General features: G+C 60.1%; 12 protein-coding genes. 8 read left to right on the forward strand and 4 right to left on the reverse strand.

The window, feature by feature from the left end; all coding sequences use genetic code 11:
• Nucleotides 1-214 precede the first annotated feature (214 nt).
• The 7 genes from R3E77_13980 to R3E77_14010 all read left to right on the forward strand — a co-directional run bounded on the left by R3E77_13980 (nucleotide 215) and on the right by R3E77_14010 (nucleotide 9,505).
• Nucleotides 215-1,549, forward strand: a complete 1,335-nt coding sequence (locus R3E77_13980; protein MEZ5500521.1) for an HlyD family efflux transporter periplasmic adaptor subunit — start codon at nucleotides 215-217, stop codon at nucleotides 1,547-1,549.
• A gap of 32 nt (nucleotides 1,550-1,581) precedes the next feature.
• The gene (locus tag R3E77_13985) at nucleotides 1,582-2,319 is read left to right on the forward strand and encodes an ABC transporter ATP-binding protein (GenBank protein ID MEZ5500522.1); all 738 of its coding nucleotides are present in this window, start codon (nucleotides 1,582-1,584) and stop codon (nucleotides 2,317-2,319) included.
• 10 nt (nucleotides 2,320-2,329) lie between these two features.
• A complete protein-coding gene (locus tag R3E77_13990) occupies nucleotides 2,330-3,667 on the forward strand; it encodes an ABC transporter permease (protein MEZ5500523.1) in 1,338 nt (445 codons plus the stop codon).
• 1 nt (nucleotide 3,668) lies between these two features.
• A complete protein-coding gene (locus R3E77_13995; GenBank protein ID MEZ5500524.1) occupies nucleotides 3,669-4,889 on the forward strand; it encodes an FtsX-like permease family protein in 1,221 nt (406 codons plus the stop codon).
• 12 nt (nucleotides 4,890-4,901) lie between these two features.
• Nucleotides 4,902-6,338: a sigma-54 dependent transcriptional regulator gene (locus R3E77_14000; GenBank protein MEZ5500525.1), complete on the forward strand. Its 1,437-nt coding sequence runs from the start codon at nucleotides 4,902-4,904 to the stop codon at nucleotides 6,336-6,338.
• Between the two features lie 61 nt (nucleotides 6,339-6,399).
• A complete protein-coding gene (locus tag R3E77_14005) occupies nucleotides 6,400-7,758 on the forward strand; it encodes an ATP-binding protein (GenBank protein ID MEZ5500526.1) in 1,359 nt (452 codons plus the stop codon).
• A gap of 34 nt (nucleotides 7,759-7,792) precedes the next feature.
• The gene (locus tag R3E77_14010) at nucleotides 7,793-9,505 is read left to right on the forward strand and encodes an amidohydrolase (protein MEZ5500527.1); all 1,713 of its coding nucleotides are present in this window, start codon (nucleotides 7,793-7,795) and stop codon (nucleotides 9,503-9,505) included.
• Between the two features lie 58 nt (nucleotides 9,506-9,563).
• Here the strand turns inward: R3E77_14010 and R3E77_14015 are convergent, their stop codons facing one another.
• Nucleotides 9,564-11,129: an NAD(P)/FAD-dependent oxidoreductase gene (locus tag R3E77_14015; protein MEZ5500528.1), complete on the reverse strand. Its 1,566-nt coding sequence runs from the start codon at nucleotides 11,127-11,129 to the stop codon at nucleotides 9,564-9,566.
• 87 nt (nucleotides 11,130-11,216) lie between these two features.
• Nucleotides 11,217-11,483: a DksA/TraR family C4-type zinc finger protein gene (locus R3E77_14020; protein ID MEZ5500529.1), complete on the reverse strand. Its 267-nt coding sequence runs from the start codon at nucleotides 11,481-11,483 to the stop codon at nucleotides 11,217-11,219.
• A gap of 258 nt (nucleotides 11,484-11,741) precedes the next feature.
• On the opposite strand from R3E77_14020, the gene R3E77_14025 reads away from it, so the two are divergent.
• A complete protein-coding gene (locus R3E77_14025) occupies nucleotides 11,742-13,115 on the forward strand; it encodes an amino acid permease (protein ID MEZ5500530.1) in 1,374 nt (457 codons plus the stop codon).
• On the opposite strand, the gene R3E77_14030 is transcribed toward R3E77_14025, so the two are convergent.
• Together R3E77_14030 and R3E77_14035 are read right to left on the reverse strand one after the other, a co-directional pair.
• Complete coding sequence (locus tag R3E77_14030; GenBank protein MEZ5500531.1) at nucleotides 13,081-14,052, reverse strand: pyridoxal-phosphate dependent enzyme; 972 nt, start codon at nucleotides 14,050-14,052, stop codon at nucleotides 13,081-13,083. The genes R3E77_14025 and R3E77_14030 overlap by 35 nt on opposite strands.
• Nucleotides 14,053-14,083: 31 nt before the next feature.
• The gene (locus R3E77_14035) at nucleotides 14,084-16,384 is read right to left on the reverse strand and encodes a TonB-dependent receptor (GenBank protein ID MEZ5500532.1); all 2,301 of its coding nucleotides are present in this window, start codon (nucleotides 16,382-16,384) and stop codon (nucleotides 14,084-14,086) included.
• Nucleotides 16,385-16,391 lie beyond the last annotated feature (7 nt).

Raw genomic sequence — 16,391 nt, forward strand, 5'->3', positions numbered from 1 at the left:
TACTTAATTAACTGACTGGTTTATTGTAGAACGTCTTGCTCCCCGAGGGAATAGGCCCGGTGTCTCCGGTCGAGTGTCCGGTCGTTGTCCGCAAACTGTCCGCGGACATCAAGCGACGCAACGAGCCGAGAGAATTGAGTTCTTTTTCAATGCGTTAGCAGCAACCCGCTCCTGGCACGGGTTATGCATTGCACGTAGTCATGGACGATCTCACATGAAAATCACGAATCTGCGCCCGCTTGACGCCGCCACCCAGGCGGACGCATCACCGGGATCCGGCGAGAGCATTCGCGATACCAGCCGGCAGGATGTCAGGCTGAATGCCAGGCCGGGCGTCGATCGCCGGGTCATCATCGGCCTTGTCGGTGGCGCACTGGCATTGATCCTGGTGTTCACCTTCCTGATTCGCGGCTGGTTAGCCACTGAATACACGGTATCGCGTGACCGCCTGCGCATAGTCACCGTCAACGAGGGACCATTCGTCCGCGATGTGTCGGGCCAGGGCACTGTCGTTGCCGCCGTCAGCCCGACGCTCTACGCGGTCGCCGCGGGAAACATCAGCTACCAGGTCCGGGCCGGCGACAGCGTGACGGCCGGCCAAACAGTCGCGTTGCTCGCCAGCCCAACGCTCGAGAGCGAATACCAGCGCGAGCGCGCGACGCTCGAGAGCCTCGACACGGCGCTGCAACGCCAGGCGATAGAGATCCGCCGCCAGAAACTCGCGACCAAGGAAGCCGCCGACCTCGCGAATGTGCAGATTCGCGCCGCCGAGCGCGAATTGCAACGCGCGCAATCCGCCTGGGAAAAGGGTGCGATTTCCGAGCGCGAACTGAGAACAGCCGAGGACAATCGCGCTTCTGCGAAACTCGCCTACGACCACGCAATGCAGACTTCGGGACTTGAACAGGAGAGCCTCGATCTCGATCTTCGCACCCGACGGCTCGAACGCGAACGCCAGGGCATCCTGGTCGCAAACCTGAAGCGACGTGTGGATGAGCTCAACGTGCGCTCGCCGGTCGATGGCATGGTTGCGAATCTGGCTGCGGCCGAGAAAACCAATGTGACGGAAAATGCACCGCTCCTCACGGTCGTTGACCTGTCGGTCTTCGAACTCGAATTCCAGATCGCCGATGTCTATGCGCGAGACGTCAAACCCGGCATGGACGCGGAGATTGCGCTCGACGGCGAGAATTACCGCGGACTGGTTACGGCGATATCGCCCGAGGTGCGCTCTGGCCAGGTCACCGGTCGCGTCAAGTTCGCGCAGCACCAGCCGCAGGGATTGCGCCAGAGCCAGCGAGGCTCCGTGCGGATCGTGATCGACCAGCGCGCCAATGCGGTCAAGTTCGAGAGAAGCTCGGACATACTGTCATCGACCAAAGCTGTTTACGTCGTGCACGGCGACAAGGCCGTGCTCACACCCGTAGAGCTCGGCGCAGCCTCGGTCGGTGAAATCGAAGTCATCAAGGGCGTTGCACCGGGCGAGCAGGTAGTCATCTCCGGTGCCGGCGATACCAAAGAAATTCCGGAATTTCACATTGGCGGCTGAACCGCCGTCTCACAGTCAAGGAGCCAACCGCAATGCTAGAAATGCAAGGCATCAGCAAGATCTACCGCACCGACCTGATCGAAACCCATGCGCTGCGGGATTTTTCGCTGACGGTCGAGGATGGCGAGTTCGTTGCAGTTACCGGCCCATCGGGTTCTGGCAAGACCACATTCATGAATGTCGCAGGCCTTCTCGAGACTTTCGATACCGGCACTTACCGGCTCGACGGCGATGACGTGAGTCGACTCTCTGACGAACGTCGATCGCGCCTCAGGAACGAAAAGATCGGATTCATCTTCCAGAGCTTCAACCTGATTCCGGATCTCGATATTTTCGACAATGTCGACGTGCCATTGCGCTACCGCGGATTCACGAAGAAAGACCGCGAACAGAGAATCAAAAGTGCTCTCGATGTGGTTGGGCTCAGCTCGCGCATGCACCACATGCCTTCGCAGCTCTCGGGCGGCCAACAGCAGCGCGCCGCGATTGCCCGCGCACTCGCCGGCGACCCCCGTTTCCTGCTGGCGGATGAGCCCACAGGGAATGTCGATTCACTGATGGCGCGGCAAGTCATGGATCTTCTCGAGCAAATCAACGAAATGGGTACGACCATCATCATGGTGACTCACGACCCGGAGCTCGCGCGGCGTGCCTACCGCAATGTGCATATCGTCGATGGCCAGATTTCGGACCTGAAGCCCTACGAATCGCACGACAGTGTGATCATGAAGCCGGCGCCCGGTGCGGGTACTGCCGTGGCGCAACCCTGAGGAGTCACTGATGTTCGGCTATTACCTCGAACTGGCGCTGCGAAGCCTCCGGCGCAGCCCCGGACTCACGGCGCTCATGATCGGTGCGATCGCGCTCGGAATAGCGGTCTGCGTGCTTACTCTGACGATGTACCGAGCGATGTCCGGCAATCCGATCTGGTGGAAGAACGACGTGCTTTATGCGGTCACGATGGATTTTTGGGATCCGCAACAAGCCAATCGGATCAAGAAGCCGGAGTTGCCGCCCGAGCAGCTCACCTACCGCGATGCCGTGGCGGTGTACCGCTCGGACATACCGACGCGCAAGGTGATCATGCACAAGGCCATCGGTGTCCTGTCGGTCGATGGCGCACACGTCAAGCCGGAGCGTACCTTGACCCGGGTGACGACCAGGGATTTCTTCGCCATGTTCGACGTGCCATTCCAATACGGTGGCACCTGGGGTGGCGATGCGGATTTTGCTCCGGAACCCGTCGCCGTCATTTCCCGCGAGATGAATGACAAGCTCTTTGGCGGTATCAACAGCGTCGGCCGGCGTATTCGCTGGAACGACGATGAGTTTCGCATCGTCGGTGTGCGGGACAGGTGGCTGCCGCTGCCAACTTTCTACGATCTCAACAATGGCAATCTGGCGGATCCCGAGGATGTCTACATTCCGTTCGGCTGGAATTCCGTACTCGAACTGCAAAGCGCAGGCAATACCAACGGATGGAAAGCCGAGGAGATCAACAACTACCAGGATTTTCTCAGTTCGGAGAATACCTGGATCCAGATGTGGGTCGAATTGCCGACCGAGGCCGCGCGGGAGCGCTTTCAGACCTTTCTCGACAACTATGCGATGGAGCAGAAGAAAAGCGGACGTTACCAGCGCAAGCTGAACAACCGCTTGACGCGCCCTGACCAGTGGCTCATCGACAATGATGTGGTCAGCAACGACGATCGCGTCCTCGTAGGACTCGCTTTCGCGTTCCTTGCCGTTTGTCTTCTGAATACGGTCGGCCTGTTGCTCGCCAAATTCCTGAACAATGCTCCACTCACCGGTGTCCGGCGCGCGCTCGGCGCGAGCCGCAGACAAATATTCCTGCAACACCTGGTGGAGGTCGGCGTCATCTCGACGATAGGCGCGCTGCTCGGACTTGTGTTGGGTGGCGTGCTCCTCGCCGGATTGCGCGCACTCTACACCACCGATCCGTCCAATCTCGGCGGCACCCAGGCGCTCGCGCATGTGGACCTGACAAGCGTCGTCACGGCACTCGCCCTGGCATTGTTCGCAACGATCGCGGCGGGACTCTACCCTGCATGGCGTATCGGCCGCATCCCTCCAGCTACTTATTTGAAGGCACAGTGATATGACAGCCTGGAACATCCGCCCCATCGCGAGCGCCTTGTGGCGCAATAGAACCGGCGCAATTCTGGTCGCGTTCCAGATCGCTATCGGACTCGCCGTACTGGTCAACGCCGTCTATGTGGTGAAGCAGCGCGTCGACAAAATCACCCGTCCTACTGGCATGGACACCGCCAACATCATCTGGGTAGCCAGCGCGGGTTTTGCGAGGGATTTCGACTACGACGCGAGCTGGCGCGGTGATCTGGCGTCACTACGGGGCATCCCCGGGGTCATGACGGCGAGTCTCATGAGCAACATTCCCCTGTCCGGGGGCGGCAGCTCTAATGGCTTTCAATCGCGCCCCGGTGAAGTGGGACCGAGGGAGTCGGTACCGGGCAACAACTACGACGTGGATGAGCAGGCCGTCAAGGCCCTCGGTCTGACAATCGCTGCGGGCCGGAATTTCGATGCGAGCGAGATCCTCCCGCCATCGAAAACCTTCGAATTCGCCTCGCAGGCGATTGTCACCAAAGCGTTCGCAAAGGAATTGTTCCCGAACGACGACAATTTCGTAGGCAAGACTTTCTACGACAGCCTCAGCAAGCCGATTGTCATTGTCGGCGTAATCGAGCACATGCAGGGCGCGTGGGTTGAGTGGGACAAACTCGAGAATGTCGTATTCTTCCCTCGTATCAAAGACGGGCCTAATGCCATCTATGTCGTGCGCGCCGAGCCTGGTCGACGCGACGCCGTGATGCGCGAAATCGAAACCCGCCTCGGCGACTCGAATCCGGGGCGCGTGTTGCGATGGGTGAAACCATTCGACTATTTCGTCAACCAGTCCTACCTGGACGACAGAAACATGTCGATTTTCCTCGTGAGCGTGACAGTAGCGCTCCTGGCCATCACCGCGCTTGGTATCTTCGGCCTCGCGACATTCAATGTTTCGACCCGCATACGACAGATCGGAACGCGCCGTGCGGTGGGCGCCCGCCGCATGGACATCGTGCGGCACTTCATGGTCGAGAACTGGATGGTAACCACCACGGGTGTCGTCGCCGGCTGCGGTGCAGCCCTTGGCATCGGGTACTGGATCTCGACCCGGTATGAACTGCCGCGCCTCGACCTCTACTACCTGGTGGGCGGTGTGCTGCTCATCTGGTCGATCGGCCTGGGCGCTGCCCTGCAGCCGGCACGGCGCGCTTCGGGCATTTCGCCGGCTGTCGCGAGCAGAACGGTCTAGACTGTCTTCAATATGGCGGCCGCCGACACCCGGATCAGTTCCTCGCCGACGGGGAAACCGCTGGCACAGAACGGCACATTCGACCTGGCGGAGCACACGGTACTCGTTATCGACGACAGCGAAGCCGTGCGCACCGCGCTCGACATTCTCCTGTCCATGCAGGGCGCCAGAGTGGTGAGCGCGCCTAACGCGTCGGCGGGACTCGATGCGCTTGCGCGTGATCCCGTGGATCTGGTCATTCAGGACATGAACTTTCGCCGCGAGGCAACCTCTGGCGAAGAGGGGATCGCCCTCTTTCGCCGGATTCGCTCGCAGCACCCGCAGCTACCGATCATTCTTCTGACGGCCTGGACACACCTTGAAACAGCCGTCGAACTTGTGAAGGCTGGCGCCTCGGATTATCTGGCGAAGCCCTGGGACAATACGCGCCTCCTGACCACCGTACGCAATTTGCTCGAACTCGAAGCGACGCGTGCCGAAAATCGAGCCATACGCCACCGGCGCGCGACCACCCGCGCCCAGCTCGCGGAGCGATTTGACCTGCGTGGCCTCGTGTATGAAAGCGAGGCGATGCACGCGCTCGCCGCGACCGCCGCGCGCATTGCCCATGCGGATGTGCCTGTGCTCATTACGGGCCCGAACGGCGCCGGCAAGGAGGTGATGGCCGACATCGTCCAGGCCAACTCAGCGGTCAAATCCGGCCCCTACGTCAAGGTCAATGTCGGCGCACTACCCGATACGCTGATGGAAGCAGAGTTGTTCGGCACGGAAGCGGGCGCCTTCACGGGTGCAAAGGCGCGTATAGGCCGTTTCGAGGCAGCCGATGGCGGCACGATTTTTCTCGATGAGCTCGGCAATCTTTCAGCGCAGGGCCAGGCAAAGCTGCTTCGCGTCCTGCAAACTGGCGAATACGAACGTCTTGGGTCGAATTCCACCCGCCGGACTCAAGTTCGAATCATCGCCGCGACCAACGCCGCGCTGCCCCAACTCATCAAGGACGGGCGGTTCCGCGAAGACCTGCTCTATCGACTCAACGTCATCGAACTCGATGTGCCGCCGCTGTCTGGTCGCCCGGAGGACATCCTGCCGCTCGCGCAGCACTTCCTCGAGCCTGGCTTCAACCTTGCCGCGGACGCACAGCGCGCACTCACACGCTATCGCTGGCCAGGAAACGTTCGCGAACTGAAAAACGTCATCCACCGCGCCTGTCTGCTTGCCGCTGATCCGTCGATTTCCGCGGCTGGGCTCGCGCTGCCCTCGGCGATCGATCCAGGCGATGGGTCGGATATCGATCGTCGGTCGATCGAGCAGGCGCTGTCGCAGTCGAATGGAGTCATCGCCCGCGCCGCCCGCGACCTGGGCCTGTCGCGGCAAGCGCTGTACCGCCGGATGGAGAAACTTGGGCTGAAGACGGCAGCCACACCCGATGATGGGCCGCAAACCCGCTGAGCCGCAGCGCGCCCGATACACGTCGATGACCTGCGGCTGATCTGGCACGATAGTGCCCGGCATGATTCAAGACCCTCGCACCAGTCCTTCGCTCGCCGGCCGCATGGGGGCGATCGTAATGCTGACAGCCGCGTTGGTGGCTGCCGCAGCAGTACTGCTCGATGCGTGGCTTGACGCGCCCGTGCTCGCCGGTGCCAGCGCTTTCCTTTTGATAGTTCCGCTTGCGCTCTGGGTGACGAATCGCATGTTGCGTCGCTGGAGTCGCGGCATTCGCGCCATCGCGGACGGTATCGGCAGCCTGCGGGACGGCGACTTCAGCGTCAGCGTGACACCGACGGCTACAGGCGAGATAGGCGAACTCACATCACAGTACAACGCCCTGGGCGATAGCCTCCGCCGCGAACGGCTCAATATCTACCAGCGCGAACTACTGCTCGATACAGTTGTACAGACGACACCGCTTGCGCTCGTACTGACCAATGCGAGCGAGCAGATCGTTTTCAGCAACATCGCAGCGCGACAGCTGTTCGGCGCAGGCAGGAAAATCGAAGGCCTGCGCTTCAGCGAGATCATGCGATCAGCGCCATCTTCGATGCGCGAAGCCGTTGCGGGCGGCGTGGATACACTGATCACAGTTTCCGTAGGCGCCGAGACAGAGATTTACCATATCAGTCATCGGCCATTCTCCCTGAACAGCCAGCCGCACCGACTATTGTTGTTCAAACGGCTGACGCGCGAGATGGCAGCGCAGGAAGTCGCGATCTGGAAGAAGGTCATCCGCGTAATCGGGCACGAACTCAACAATTCGCTCGCACCTATCACATCGCTTGCGCACTCCGGACGTGAACTGATTGCCATGCCGGAGCCTGGAAGACTGGCGCGCGTGTTCGAGACGATCGAGGAGCGGGCTTCGCATCTTGCCAATTTCATCGAGGGTTATGCACGCTTCGCAAAATTGCCGCGGCCGCGGCCGGCGGCCATAGCCTGGCGTAGTCTGCTCGAGGGACTCGGCAATAGCATGCCGTTCCGTATCCTCGAACCATTGCCGGAACGACCGGTGAGTGTCGATGCCGCGCAGATCGAGCAGGTTCTCATCAATCTCGTGAAGAATGCCATCGAGTCCGGCTCGCCGCCTGATGAGGTGACTCTCCGGGTCAGCGAGCATACGGAAGGCTTCGTCATCGAGGTGTCGGATCGCGGCAGCGGACTCAAGGAGGATGTGCTGCGCGACGCGCTTCTACCCTTCTATTCCACGAAATCCAGGGGAACGGGTCTCGGCCTGACGCTCTGCCGTGAGATCATAGATGCCCACGGCGGACGATTGGCAATTGCCAATCGTGATGGCGGCGGTGCGCGGGTCTCGGTATGGCTGCCCGCGCCGGAGGAGTCGGTCGCGGGCGAACAGACCGTTGCGGACTAGAATTATTCAACCAAGCAGGCGTGAGTCGATTCCCATGAAGACCACCATCAATGCGCGGCTACTGGCTCTCATGAGTGTCTGCGGCTTGTGCCTCACCTCCTGTGCGAGCACCAAAGGCGAGCCTGCCGATACGGTGCTGATCAATGGTAGAGTCTACACCGTCAATCCTGCCCGGCCCTGGGCCGAGGCCATTGCCATTCGGGCCGGCAAAATCGTCGCGTTGGGGTCGACACAAGACGTCGTTCGTCTCTCAGGCAAGGGCACGGAAAAGATCGACCTCGCCGGCCAATTCGTCATGCCCGGGCTTATCGACAGTCACGTACACCCGTTGCTCGGCGGCCTCAAGTTCACGGGATTTTTCATTCATCCAGACCTGTCGACCGAAGGCGTTGTGGAGAAGCTGGCCGCGTATGCGGCAGAGCATACCGATTTTCCCGTCATCGTCGGACAGGGGTTCGGCTACCAGGTCGATGCCAACCGCAAATATATCGACCGGGTAATTTCCGATCGACCTGTGTTCGTCAAGAGTTTTGGTGGCCATTCCTTGTGGCTCAACAGCGCTGCGCTCAGTCTGGCTCATATCGATAGGCACACGAGCGCACCCGCCGACGGGGTCATCGTCAGGGATGACAAGACGGGGGAACCGACTGGACTCCTGCTCGATAGCGCAATGGAACTGGCAGAACCATTCCTGAAAGAGGAGCAACCAGGCTTCGAAGAAAAGTACGCCATTGTGCGCGAGGTCCTCGGGGAGATGTCTTCCTACGGCATCACCGGCGCGCAGGATGCAATGGTTCTCGATGGCGATGCGCTCGCCGTCTACCAGATGATGGCGGACAAAGGCGAACTGCCACTTCGGATCGCGGCCGCGATTCTCTATTCAAGTCCGAACTTCGGCACGAAGAATCAATCGGAAGTCGCAATCGAATTGCTATCGGGAGCGGCAGCCCATTCGAGCCAGTATGTAAACCCAAGATTCATCAAGATATTTCTCGACGGTGTACCGCCGGCTGTGTCACTGCTCGACCCTCCGGCCGCGATCGCGGCGGCAACGGTCGAGCCGTACTATGATGAGCCCGCACTGAACGCATTGGTCGCTGACATGGATCGACGCGGCATAGGTGTGGTGGCGCACGCGCACGGCGACAAGGCAATCCGGCGATTCCTCAATGCCGTCGAGTTGGCTCGTCGTTCGAATCCGGACGGCCCGGTACACCACATCGCCCACTGCAGCATGATCAGCCCGGACGACATGCCGCGATTGCAGAAACTGCGCACCGTTTGCGAAATGTCACCCTATCTATGGTTTCCAAGCGCAACCGCCGACGCCGCCGCAGGCCTGCTTGGCGAGGCATTGATGCGACGCGTGTACCCCGCCGGCATGGTGACGCGCGCCGGCGGTATCGTTGCCGCAGGCAGCGATTGGGCCTACGACAACCTTGATCTCAATCCGTTTCCGTATCTGGAAGCATTCGTCACACGGCGCAGTCCTTTCGGAAAACACGATGGTGTGCTCGGCCCGGATCAGGCATTGACGCTCCCGCAGGCCATCGCCGTTTTCACGATCAACGGCGCCACGGCCATGGGATCGCAGGCGGTAACCGGATCGATCGAGACCGGTAAGGCCGCTGATCTCGTCGTGCTCGACCAGAACCTGTTCGAAATCGAGCCAGACCGAATCAGTGAGACGCGCGTTGTGATGACCTTGATGGACGGCAGAATTCGCTTCCGGCGCAGCTTAGACTGAACACACCGACGCCTGCGTCCCGAGCCGCATTTGCTGCAGTACCTCGCGACGCTTGCCATCAGTGGATATGCTTGAATACGCTTGGATCAATGCTTCCTGCACACAGGACTCCACCCCAAAGCGCTCCCGGTATGCCGGGGGAGGCGACGTCCTGACCGGCCAGGTACAGCCCATTGACTGGTGTCTTTACACGCAATGCTTTCGACATTATTCGGTCGGGTGTTACATCGAGACCATAAAAAGCGCCGTTTCGGTGACCGGTGATCGCAACTGTTGACAATGGCGTGGCGAGCTCCCGAAAGACGACGAGTTTCGCCAGTTCTGGAAAGTACGCCTGGAACTGTTCGAATACCCGATCTTCAACAGTTTTCTTGAAGCGCACATAGTCCTCGCAACGCTTTTCCGATGGCGTACCAGCCCAGCGCGCGACGACGGCCCAGTCCGTCCAGATCAATATCTCGCCCGCGTGCCTCTGCTTGGGGCCCGGATCATGTTGTGGGTCTTTGAGAGACGCAAAGGAGACGAACATACCCGGCGGCTTGCCGTTCGGTGCGCGTTCCCAGACCGCGTCCATGTCGCCGTCCGGGTAGATCCAGTGATTGGCTTTGGTCGCACCCGCGGCTTCAACATCCCCCTCAAAACCAAGATACATCGAGAAGTGGCAAATGCCTGACTGCATCGACCGGATTTCCGCTATCCAGTCATCGACTCCCAATTCCCCGGGCAACAACCGATCGACTGTTTCGCGTGCGCCGATATCGGATACGACGGCGTCTGCATGGATTTCCTCGCCAGCGGAAGTGCGTACTCCAACCACGCGGTCATCATCTACGAGCACAGTCTCCACCTTTACGCCCGCCCGCGCTTCGCCGCCGGACTGCCTGATGACGGGGAGAATCTGTTCGGCGATCACCGACGAGCCGCCGATGGGATACCAGCCCCCACTTTCGAGATAGGAATAGGCCACCAAGGCGTGAATCGCAAAGCTGGCCTTGCTGGGCCGCCCGCCATGGTCGCCCCATTGGGCAAAGAAGACAGCAGTCAACTCAGGGTTGTCAGTGATTTCGGCCGCTACTTCGGCCGTTGTCCTTCCGCACCAACGCATGAGATCACCCCTCTTCCACCACTCGATAAATGCGCCGATCGGCTGCGGCATTCCGCGGGACTGCAGCATGGCCATCGCCGCTTCTTTGCCTTTGTGGATCGCATCAAACCAGGCATCGATTGCCTTGCATTCATCTGGAAAGCGCTCTTTCAGATCAAGCACCTGCGCTGCGCATGGGCGTGAGAGTGGTAGCGGATCTGTGTTGCCGATGTGGAGCACATCGTAGACGGTTCCCATTGGTGCCAACTCGATGGGTGATGCGCAAAGCCAGTCGAGTAACCTGCGCTCCGGCTCGCCAGGCGCGACGCCGCTGAGATAATGAAGACCAACATCCCAGCTGAAGCCATTCCTCGAAAAGCTGTGCGTCAGTCCGCCCAGCGTCTGGTACTGCTCGAGCAACAAGACCCTGTGGCCCGTCCGCGATAGCGCCGCTGCCGCGGATAGCCCACCCATGCCGGAACCGACGACAATGACGTCCCATTGGTCGCGCGAGGTTTTGAATTGCCCTGCCATTGCCATTTGCGTCCCTCCAAAGGGAGGGTCGCGTCATTTGGATCTAACGGAAATAGGCAATTTCCGTAGCGCTGGTGAACAAACCGAGGCAAATCAGCGCAGCTGACTGTCCTTGGATCCGCGTCGGTTGTATGCCGAATGGGCTGTAGTTGGCTGATCGCTTTTCTGCTGGCAGGGCACGCACAATCGCACGCCCGGTAGCGCCGTGCGGCGTTCGATGGGAATTTCGATGCCGCAATCGCTGCAATGTGTCAGCGACGGGCCTTGCGGCAGACGGCTCTTGGCGCGCGCGACGCCGTCCTTGACAGTCGCGTCGATCTGCTCCTGCACTGCACCATCTTGTGCCCAACCGCTGGCCATCACCATAGATTAACGACAAGACGCAAGCGCACGCAAATATCCGGACTCTGGCAGCTGTTGGTGAGCACTCTATTGAGCGGCTATTTGAACTTGGCGACTCAATTCATCGCACGTTGCCTGGCAGGTTCATCAGCGGCCAGGACACGAAAACATAACGGGCGCGATTTCCAGCCATCAGGCATGATGACTGGCCGCCGAATGTCGAAAATTCGATGACCTTCCCGCGACACCGCAGGTAGCAAATCAGGGGGAAACCAGATGTCAGAATCGGAACTCATCGCGCGCGAACACGGCCTGTCCAAAGCGCTCTCCAAAGCACAGGTCGTGATGATCGGCCTGGGCGGCGCCATTGGCACTGGCCTTTTCATGGGAAGTGGTATCGCCATTCACTACGCGGGGCCCGCCGTACTCGTGAGCTACGCGATTGCCGGTTTCGTGGCTTTGGTGATGGTATTCAGCCTCTCCGAGATGGCCGTTGCGCACCCAGCGGCCGGATCTTTTGGCGTGTATGCCGAGACCTACCTCAATCCCTGGGCGGGCTTTGTGGTGCGATATACCTACTGGATCGCGCAAGTGATCGCGATTGGCGGCGAGTCGGTGGCAGCAGGCCTGTACATGACGTTCTGGTATCCGGGCGTGCCGGTATGGATGTGGTCGATTGCCTTTGCCTTTGTCCTTTTGTACGTCAACGCACGCTCCGTCGCCAACTTCGGCACGTTCGAGTACTGGTTCGCGATGATCAAGGTAGCGGCCATTGTCATATTCATTATTCTTGGTCTCGCGAGCATCCTCGGGATCGGCGCACCGGCCAAGGGTCTTACGAATCTCACGGGCCTGCCAGGCGGGTTCGCGCCGAACGGCTTCCAGGGCATTTGGCTTGCCGTGATCATGGGAGTCTTCTCGTTCAATGGCATCGAAGTGATCGCAGTCACCTCCGGCGAAGTCGCGGAACCGCAGAAGGCCATTCCCGCGGCGCTGCGAACGATGATCCTTCGGTTGTTTCTCTTCTACGTCGTCGCTTTGGCGATTGTCGTGACCTTCGTGCCGTGGACCGAAACCGGTGCCCGGGTCGTCGAAGAGAGCCCCTTCGTGCGCGTATTCACAAGTGTCGGCATTCCCTACGCTGCGGGTATTATGAACTTCGTTGTCTTGAGCGCCGCGCTGTCGAGCATGAATACCAACGTTTACCTGTGTTCGCGCATGCTGTTTTCTCTCTCGCGCGGCGGCTATGCGCCGCGCTTTCTCGGCCGGCTCGGTGCCAACCACACACCGGTCGGCGCCATTCTTACTTCCGGTGCCTGCATCCTCGCGGCAGCCGCGATCTCGAAGATTACGCCGGACGCTTATGGAAAACTGCTGGGCGTCGCACTCTTCGGCGCCATGACGGTCTGGATCATCATACTGGCAAGCCATCTGGGTTTTCGCCGCCGCCATCGTGCCGAGGATCTTCTCGTACGTATGCCGCTATTCCCGTGGATGCAGTACGCCGGCATCGCCCTCCTCCTCGCCATCCTCGTGACGATGGGGCTCGACCCGGATTGGAACATATCCTGGAAGTACGGCATTCCATGGCTTGTGATCGTGACTGTTGGCTATTTCATTTGGCGGGCGGCGCGCCGGCCAGAATCCTGACCAGCACGGCGCGCTCGATATTGCCACCGGAAACGACAGCGCATACTTTTCGGTACGGGTGCCGACGCGACAGTGCGGCAGCAACCGCAATCGCACCGGCGCCTTCTGCCGTCACCTGGGCTTGTAGCGACAGGAGGCGAATCGCAGCTGCGACTTCGTCAATCGACACCGTGCACGTGCCGTCGATCAGCCGGCTTGCAAGCGGCCAGAGCTCCGGCAAGATCGAACTGAAGCCTACACCGCTCACGAAGCCCGAGTCGTACTCGACTGTGGTTGGCTTGCCAGCGGCAATGGCGGCGGTCAGCGGTTGCGCTGAATCAAGTTCGCAGGCAATGATCTTGACGCTCGGCCGCAGAGGACGTACGGCACAAGCGATACCACAGGCCAAGGCGCCGCTGCCGAAGGGCGTGAAGACCGCATCGAGATCGTCCATTGACTCGACTATCTCAAGACCAATAGTGCCGTTCGCCGCGAGTGCTGCCGCGTCGCGGGCGGCATCGACAAGGAGTCCTTGCACTCCCGGCGCAGCTCCCGCCAGGATCGCTTGCCACCAGTCATCGAAATGCATCGTCACTATGTGGGCGCCGAGCTCCCGGAGCTGCCGAAGCTTGTGTGGTGGCGCATTGCCGGGGACGATCGCTGTTGCGGGTATACCGAGCCGCGCAGCCATCCAGGCCAATGCCACTGCGCTGTTTCCGGAACTCAGGGTATGGACGCCCGACGCCAGCGTATCGCGCTCCTTCGACAGTAACGAGTTGGCGACCGGACGCAATTTGAAAGATCCCGCAGGCTGCTCATTCTCGAGCTTGATCGCAATATTGCAATCGCTACCCGGTACCGCAAGCTCAAGTAGCCTGGTTCCAAGCGCCAAGCCACCGAGTCGCCGGCGCGCGGCCTCGATTGCGGCGTGCGGCACTTCGCCGATGACAGCGCGCATTGAAAGGGTTACCAGGCCCTCCCACCACAACTCAAAACGTTCTCGTTACGGCAACACCGACCGTGCGCGGCCGCGCCGTAATATGGGCAAGAGGATCTTGCGCCGAGGCGATCGCGTCGATTTCGGCACGCTCGTCGAAGAGATTCCGCGCAAAGAGACTCGCCGTCCACTGGTTCCAACTCAAGTTGGCCCTGAAGTTCGCTAGCGTATAGGCGTGCAAAGTCTGGTCGAAACCATTGGCGTTATTGAACTGGGATTGCGCTGATCCGCGGTGCGCGACATCGGCCCGCAGGTCGAGCTTCGCACTGCTGCCGACTGGAGTTCCCCAGCTCAACGCCGCGTTGTACTGAATGCGCGGAACCTTGGGCAGGCGGTCACCGACATTTCCCAGACTCGCATTGCTGCCGCTTGACAGCTGTGGCAGCTCGGTGATCACGGCATCGATATAAGAACCGCCGATAGCGAACTCAAAACCGGACCCGAGGAGCGCCTCGGCCTCAAGCTCGGCGCCGCGCACGCGCGCCTTGCCGCCGTTCGTTGTGAAGAAGAACGCCTGTGTATTGTCGAGGGCCTGCACCTGGATGTCTTTCCAGTTGATTTGGTAAATCGCGCCGTTCAAGCGCAGCCGGCGGTCGAGAAATTCATTCTTCGCGCCGATCTCGTAATTTGTCAGGAGATCGGGAGCGAAGCTCGGCGGAATACCGCTCGCAAAAGGTAGATCCGCCGCGTTGGTACCGCCGACTCGAAAGCCCTGAGCGACCGTCGCGTACAGCAGTCCTTGCGCGCCATATTTGTATGAAAGGTTGGCCTTGAACGTCGTTTTGTTGCCGCTTGCCGAATTGGTCTGTACACCAACAGGTATCTGGTTGCCGAAGCCGCCGAACGGATGGGTGGTCTCATTCTGGCTGTCCAACGAAGAGTGAAAGTACCGCAGGCCAGCAAGCAACGACCATTGCTCGTTGATCGTCCAGGTGACCTCGCCAAAGCCTGCGAATTGCTTCAACTGGTCATTGTCGATACGGCCGAAGAAGGTATTGCCGCTGGGGTTTTGCAGCGCATCGTCGCTGTCGAGCCGGCTGAAGGGCCCGGCGGGATTCCCGAAAGCGTTGATCTTGACGACTTCAACGCGAAAATCGCTGTGCTCATTCTGTGAAAACGCGCCGACGACGAAGTTGATGGGCCCCGACAATTTGGATGCGTAGCGCAATTCGCTCGCTGTGATCCGTCGCGCCTGCGGCTCGAGTGTAATGCCGGGTATCGGCACGCCGAAGAAGAACAGGATCGGCGAGGAGTCAAAGACGAAGCTGATATCGCGATCGAAATAGTTCGTTGTCGCCGTAAGCGTTCCCAGATCACCCGCGTACTCCGCCGTAAGCCCATAAATGTCGATCGTCTCATCCCATGGACTTTGGGTAAGGTCGGTATTGACGAGATCACCTCCCGGGATCGATGGAAAACCGGCGCCAGCGTCACCGAAGGATTGCACGCCAGGTGGCGTAAATCGCGCGGAGCCGCCGGCATGTAACGACTGGCTGGTCGTCGTGGCGGATAGCGCAAGCTTGTCTGTCGCCTGCCAACGCAGCGTCACGCGGGCGCCTCTCGTTCGCTCGGTATTGGCGTTTTCGATCGGGCCGGATGGTATGCGCACGGCGTCGATGAACCCGCTGTTGTCGACATCCCAACCTGTGAACCGAACCGCGAGCTTGTCGGTGATGATTGGCAGGTTGAGCGCCCCGTTGACGCCGAGATTGGACCCGCCATTGGCGGTCGTGGATGCCTCCGCATTGACATAGCCACCGAATCGGGCGAGATCGGGCTGCTTGGTAATGTAACGGATCGTGCCGCTCATCGAGCTTGCGCCGTAGAGCGTGCCCTGCGGGCCTTTCAGAACTTCGATGCGGTCGAGGTCGAAAAGCCGGATGTCCGCATTACGGCCTCCTCCATCATTTGCATTCGAGGCCGTGATCACAGCCTCGTCGTAATATACGCCGACCGTGGCCGGGCCGGTCGACGTGATGCCGCGAATGACATACTGTTTGTCGCCCGGACCGAGGTCGTTGAACGTAAGACTCGGTACGCGCGTAGCGTAATCTACGAACTCGGCGGCGCCAATTTTTGCGAGCGTATCGCCGGAAATCGCCTGGATGGCGCCGGGAATGTCCTGTGTCGACTGCTCACCGCGCTTCGAAGCCGTCACGACAACTTCCTGCAGCACTTCACTGCCGGAAGATGAGTTCGCCGCAATCGCCGGTACAGTTCGGACCGCAAGCGCGAACGAGAACGGTACCAGGGCCACTATCAGGCGCAGATTTGTACTGTATTCTTGGGTCACGTTTCGA

The sequence above is a fragment of the Steroidobacteraceae bacterium genome, from assembly GCA_041395505.1.
GTDB lineage: Bacteria > Pseudomonadota > Gammaproteobacteria > Steroidobacterales > Steroidobacteraceae > JAWLAG01.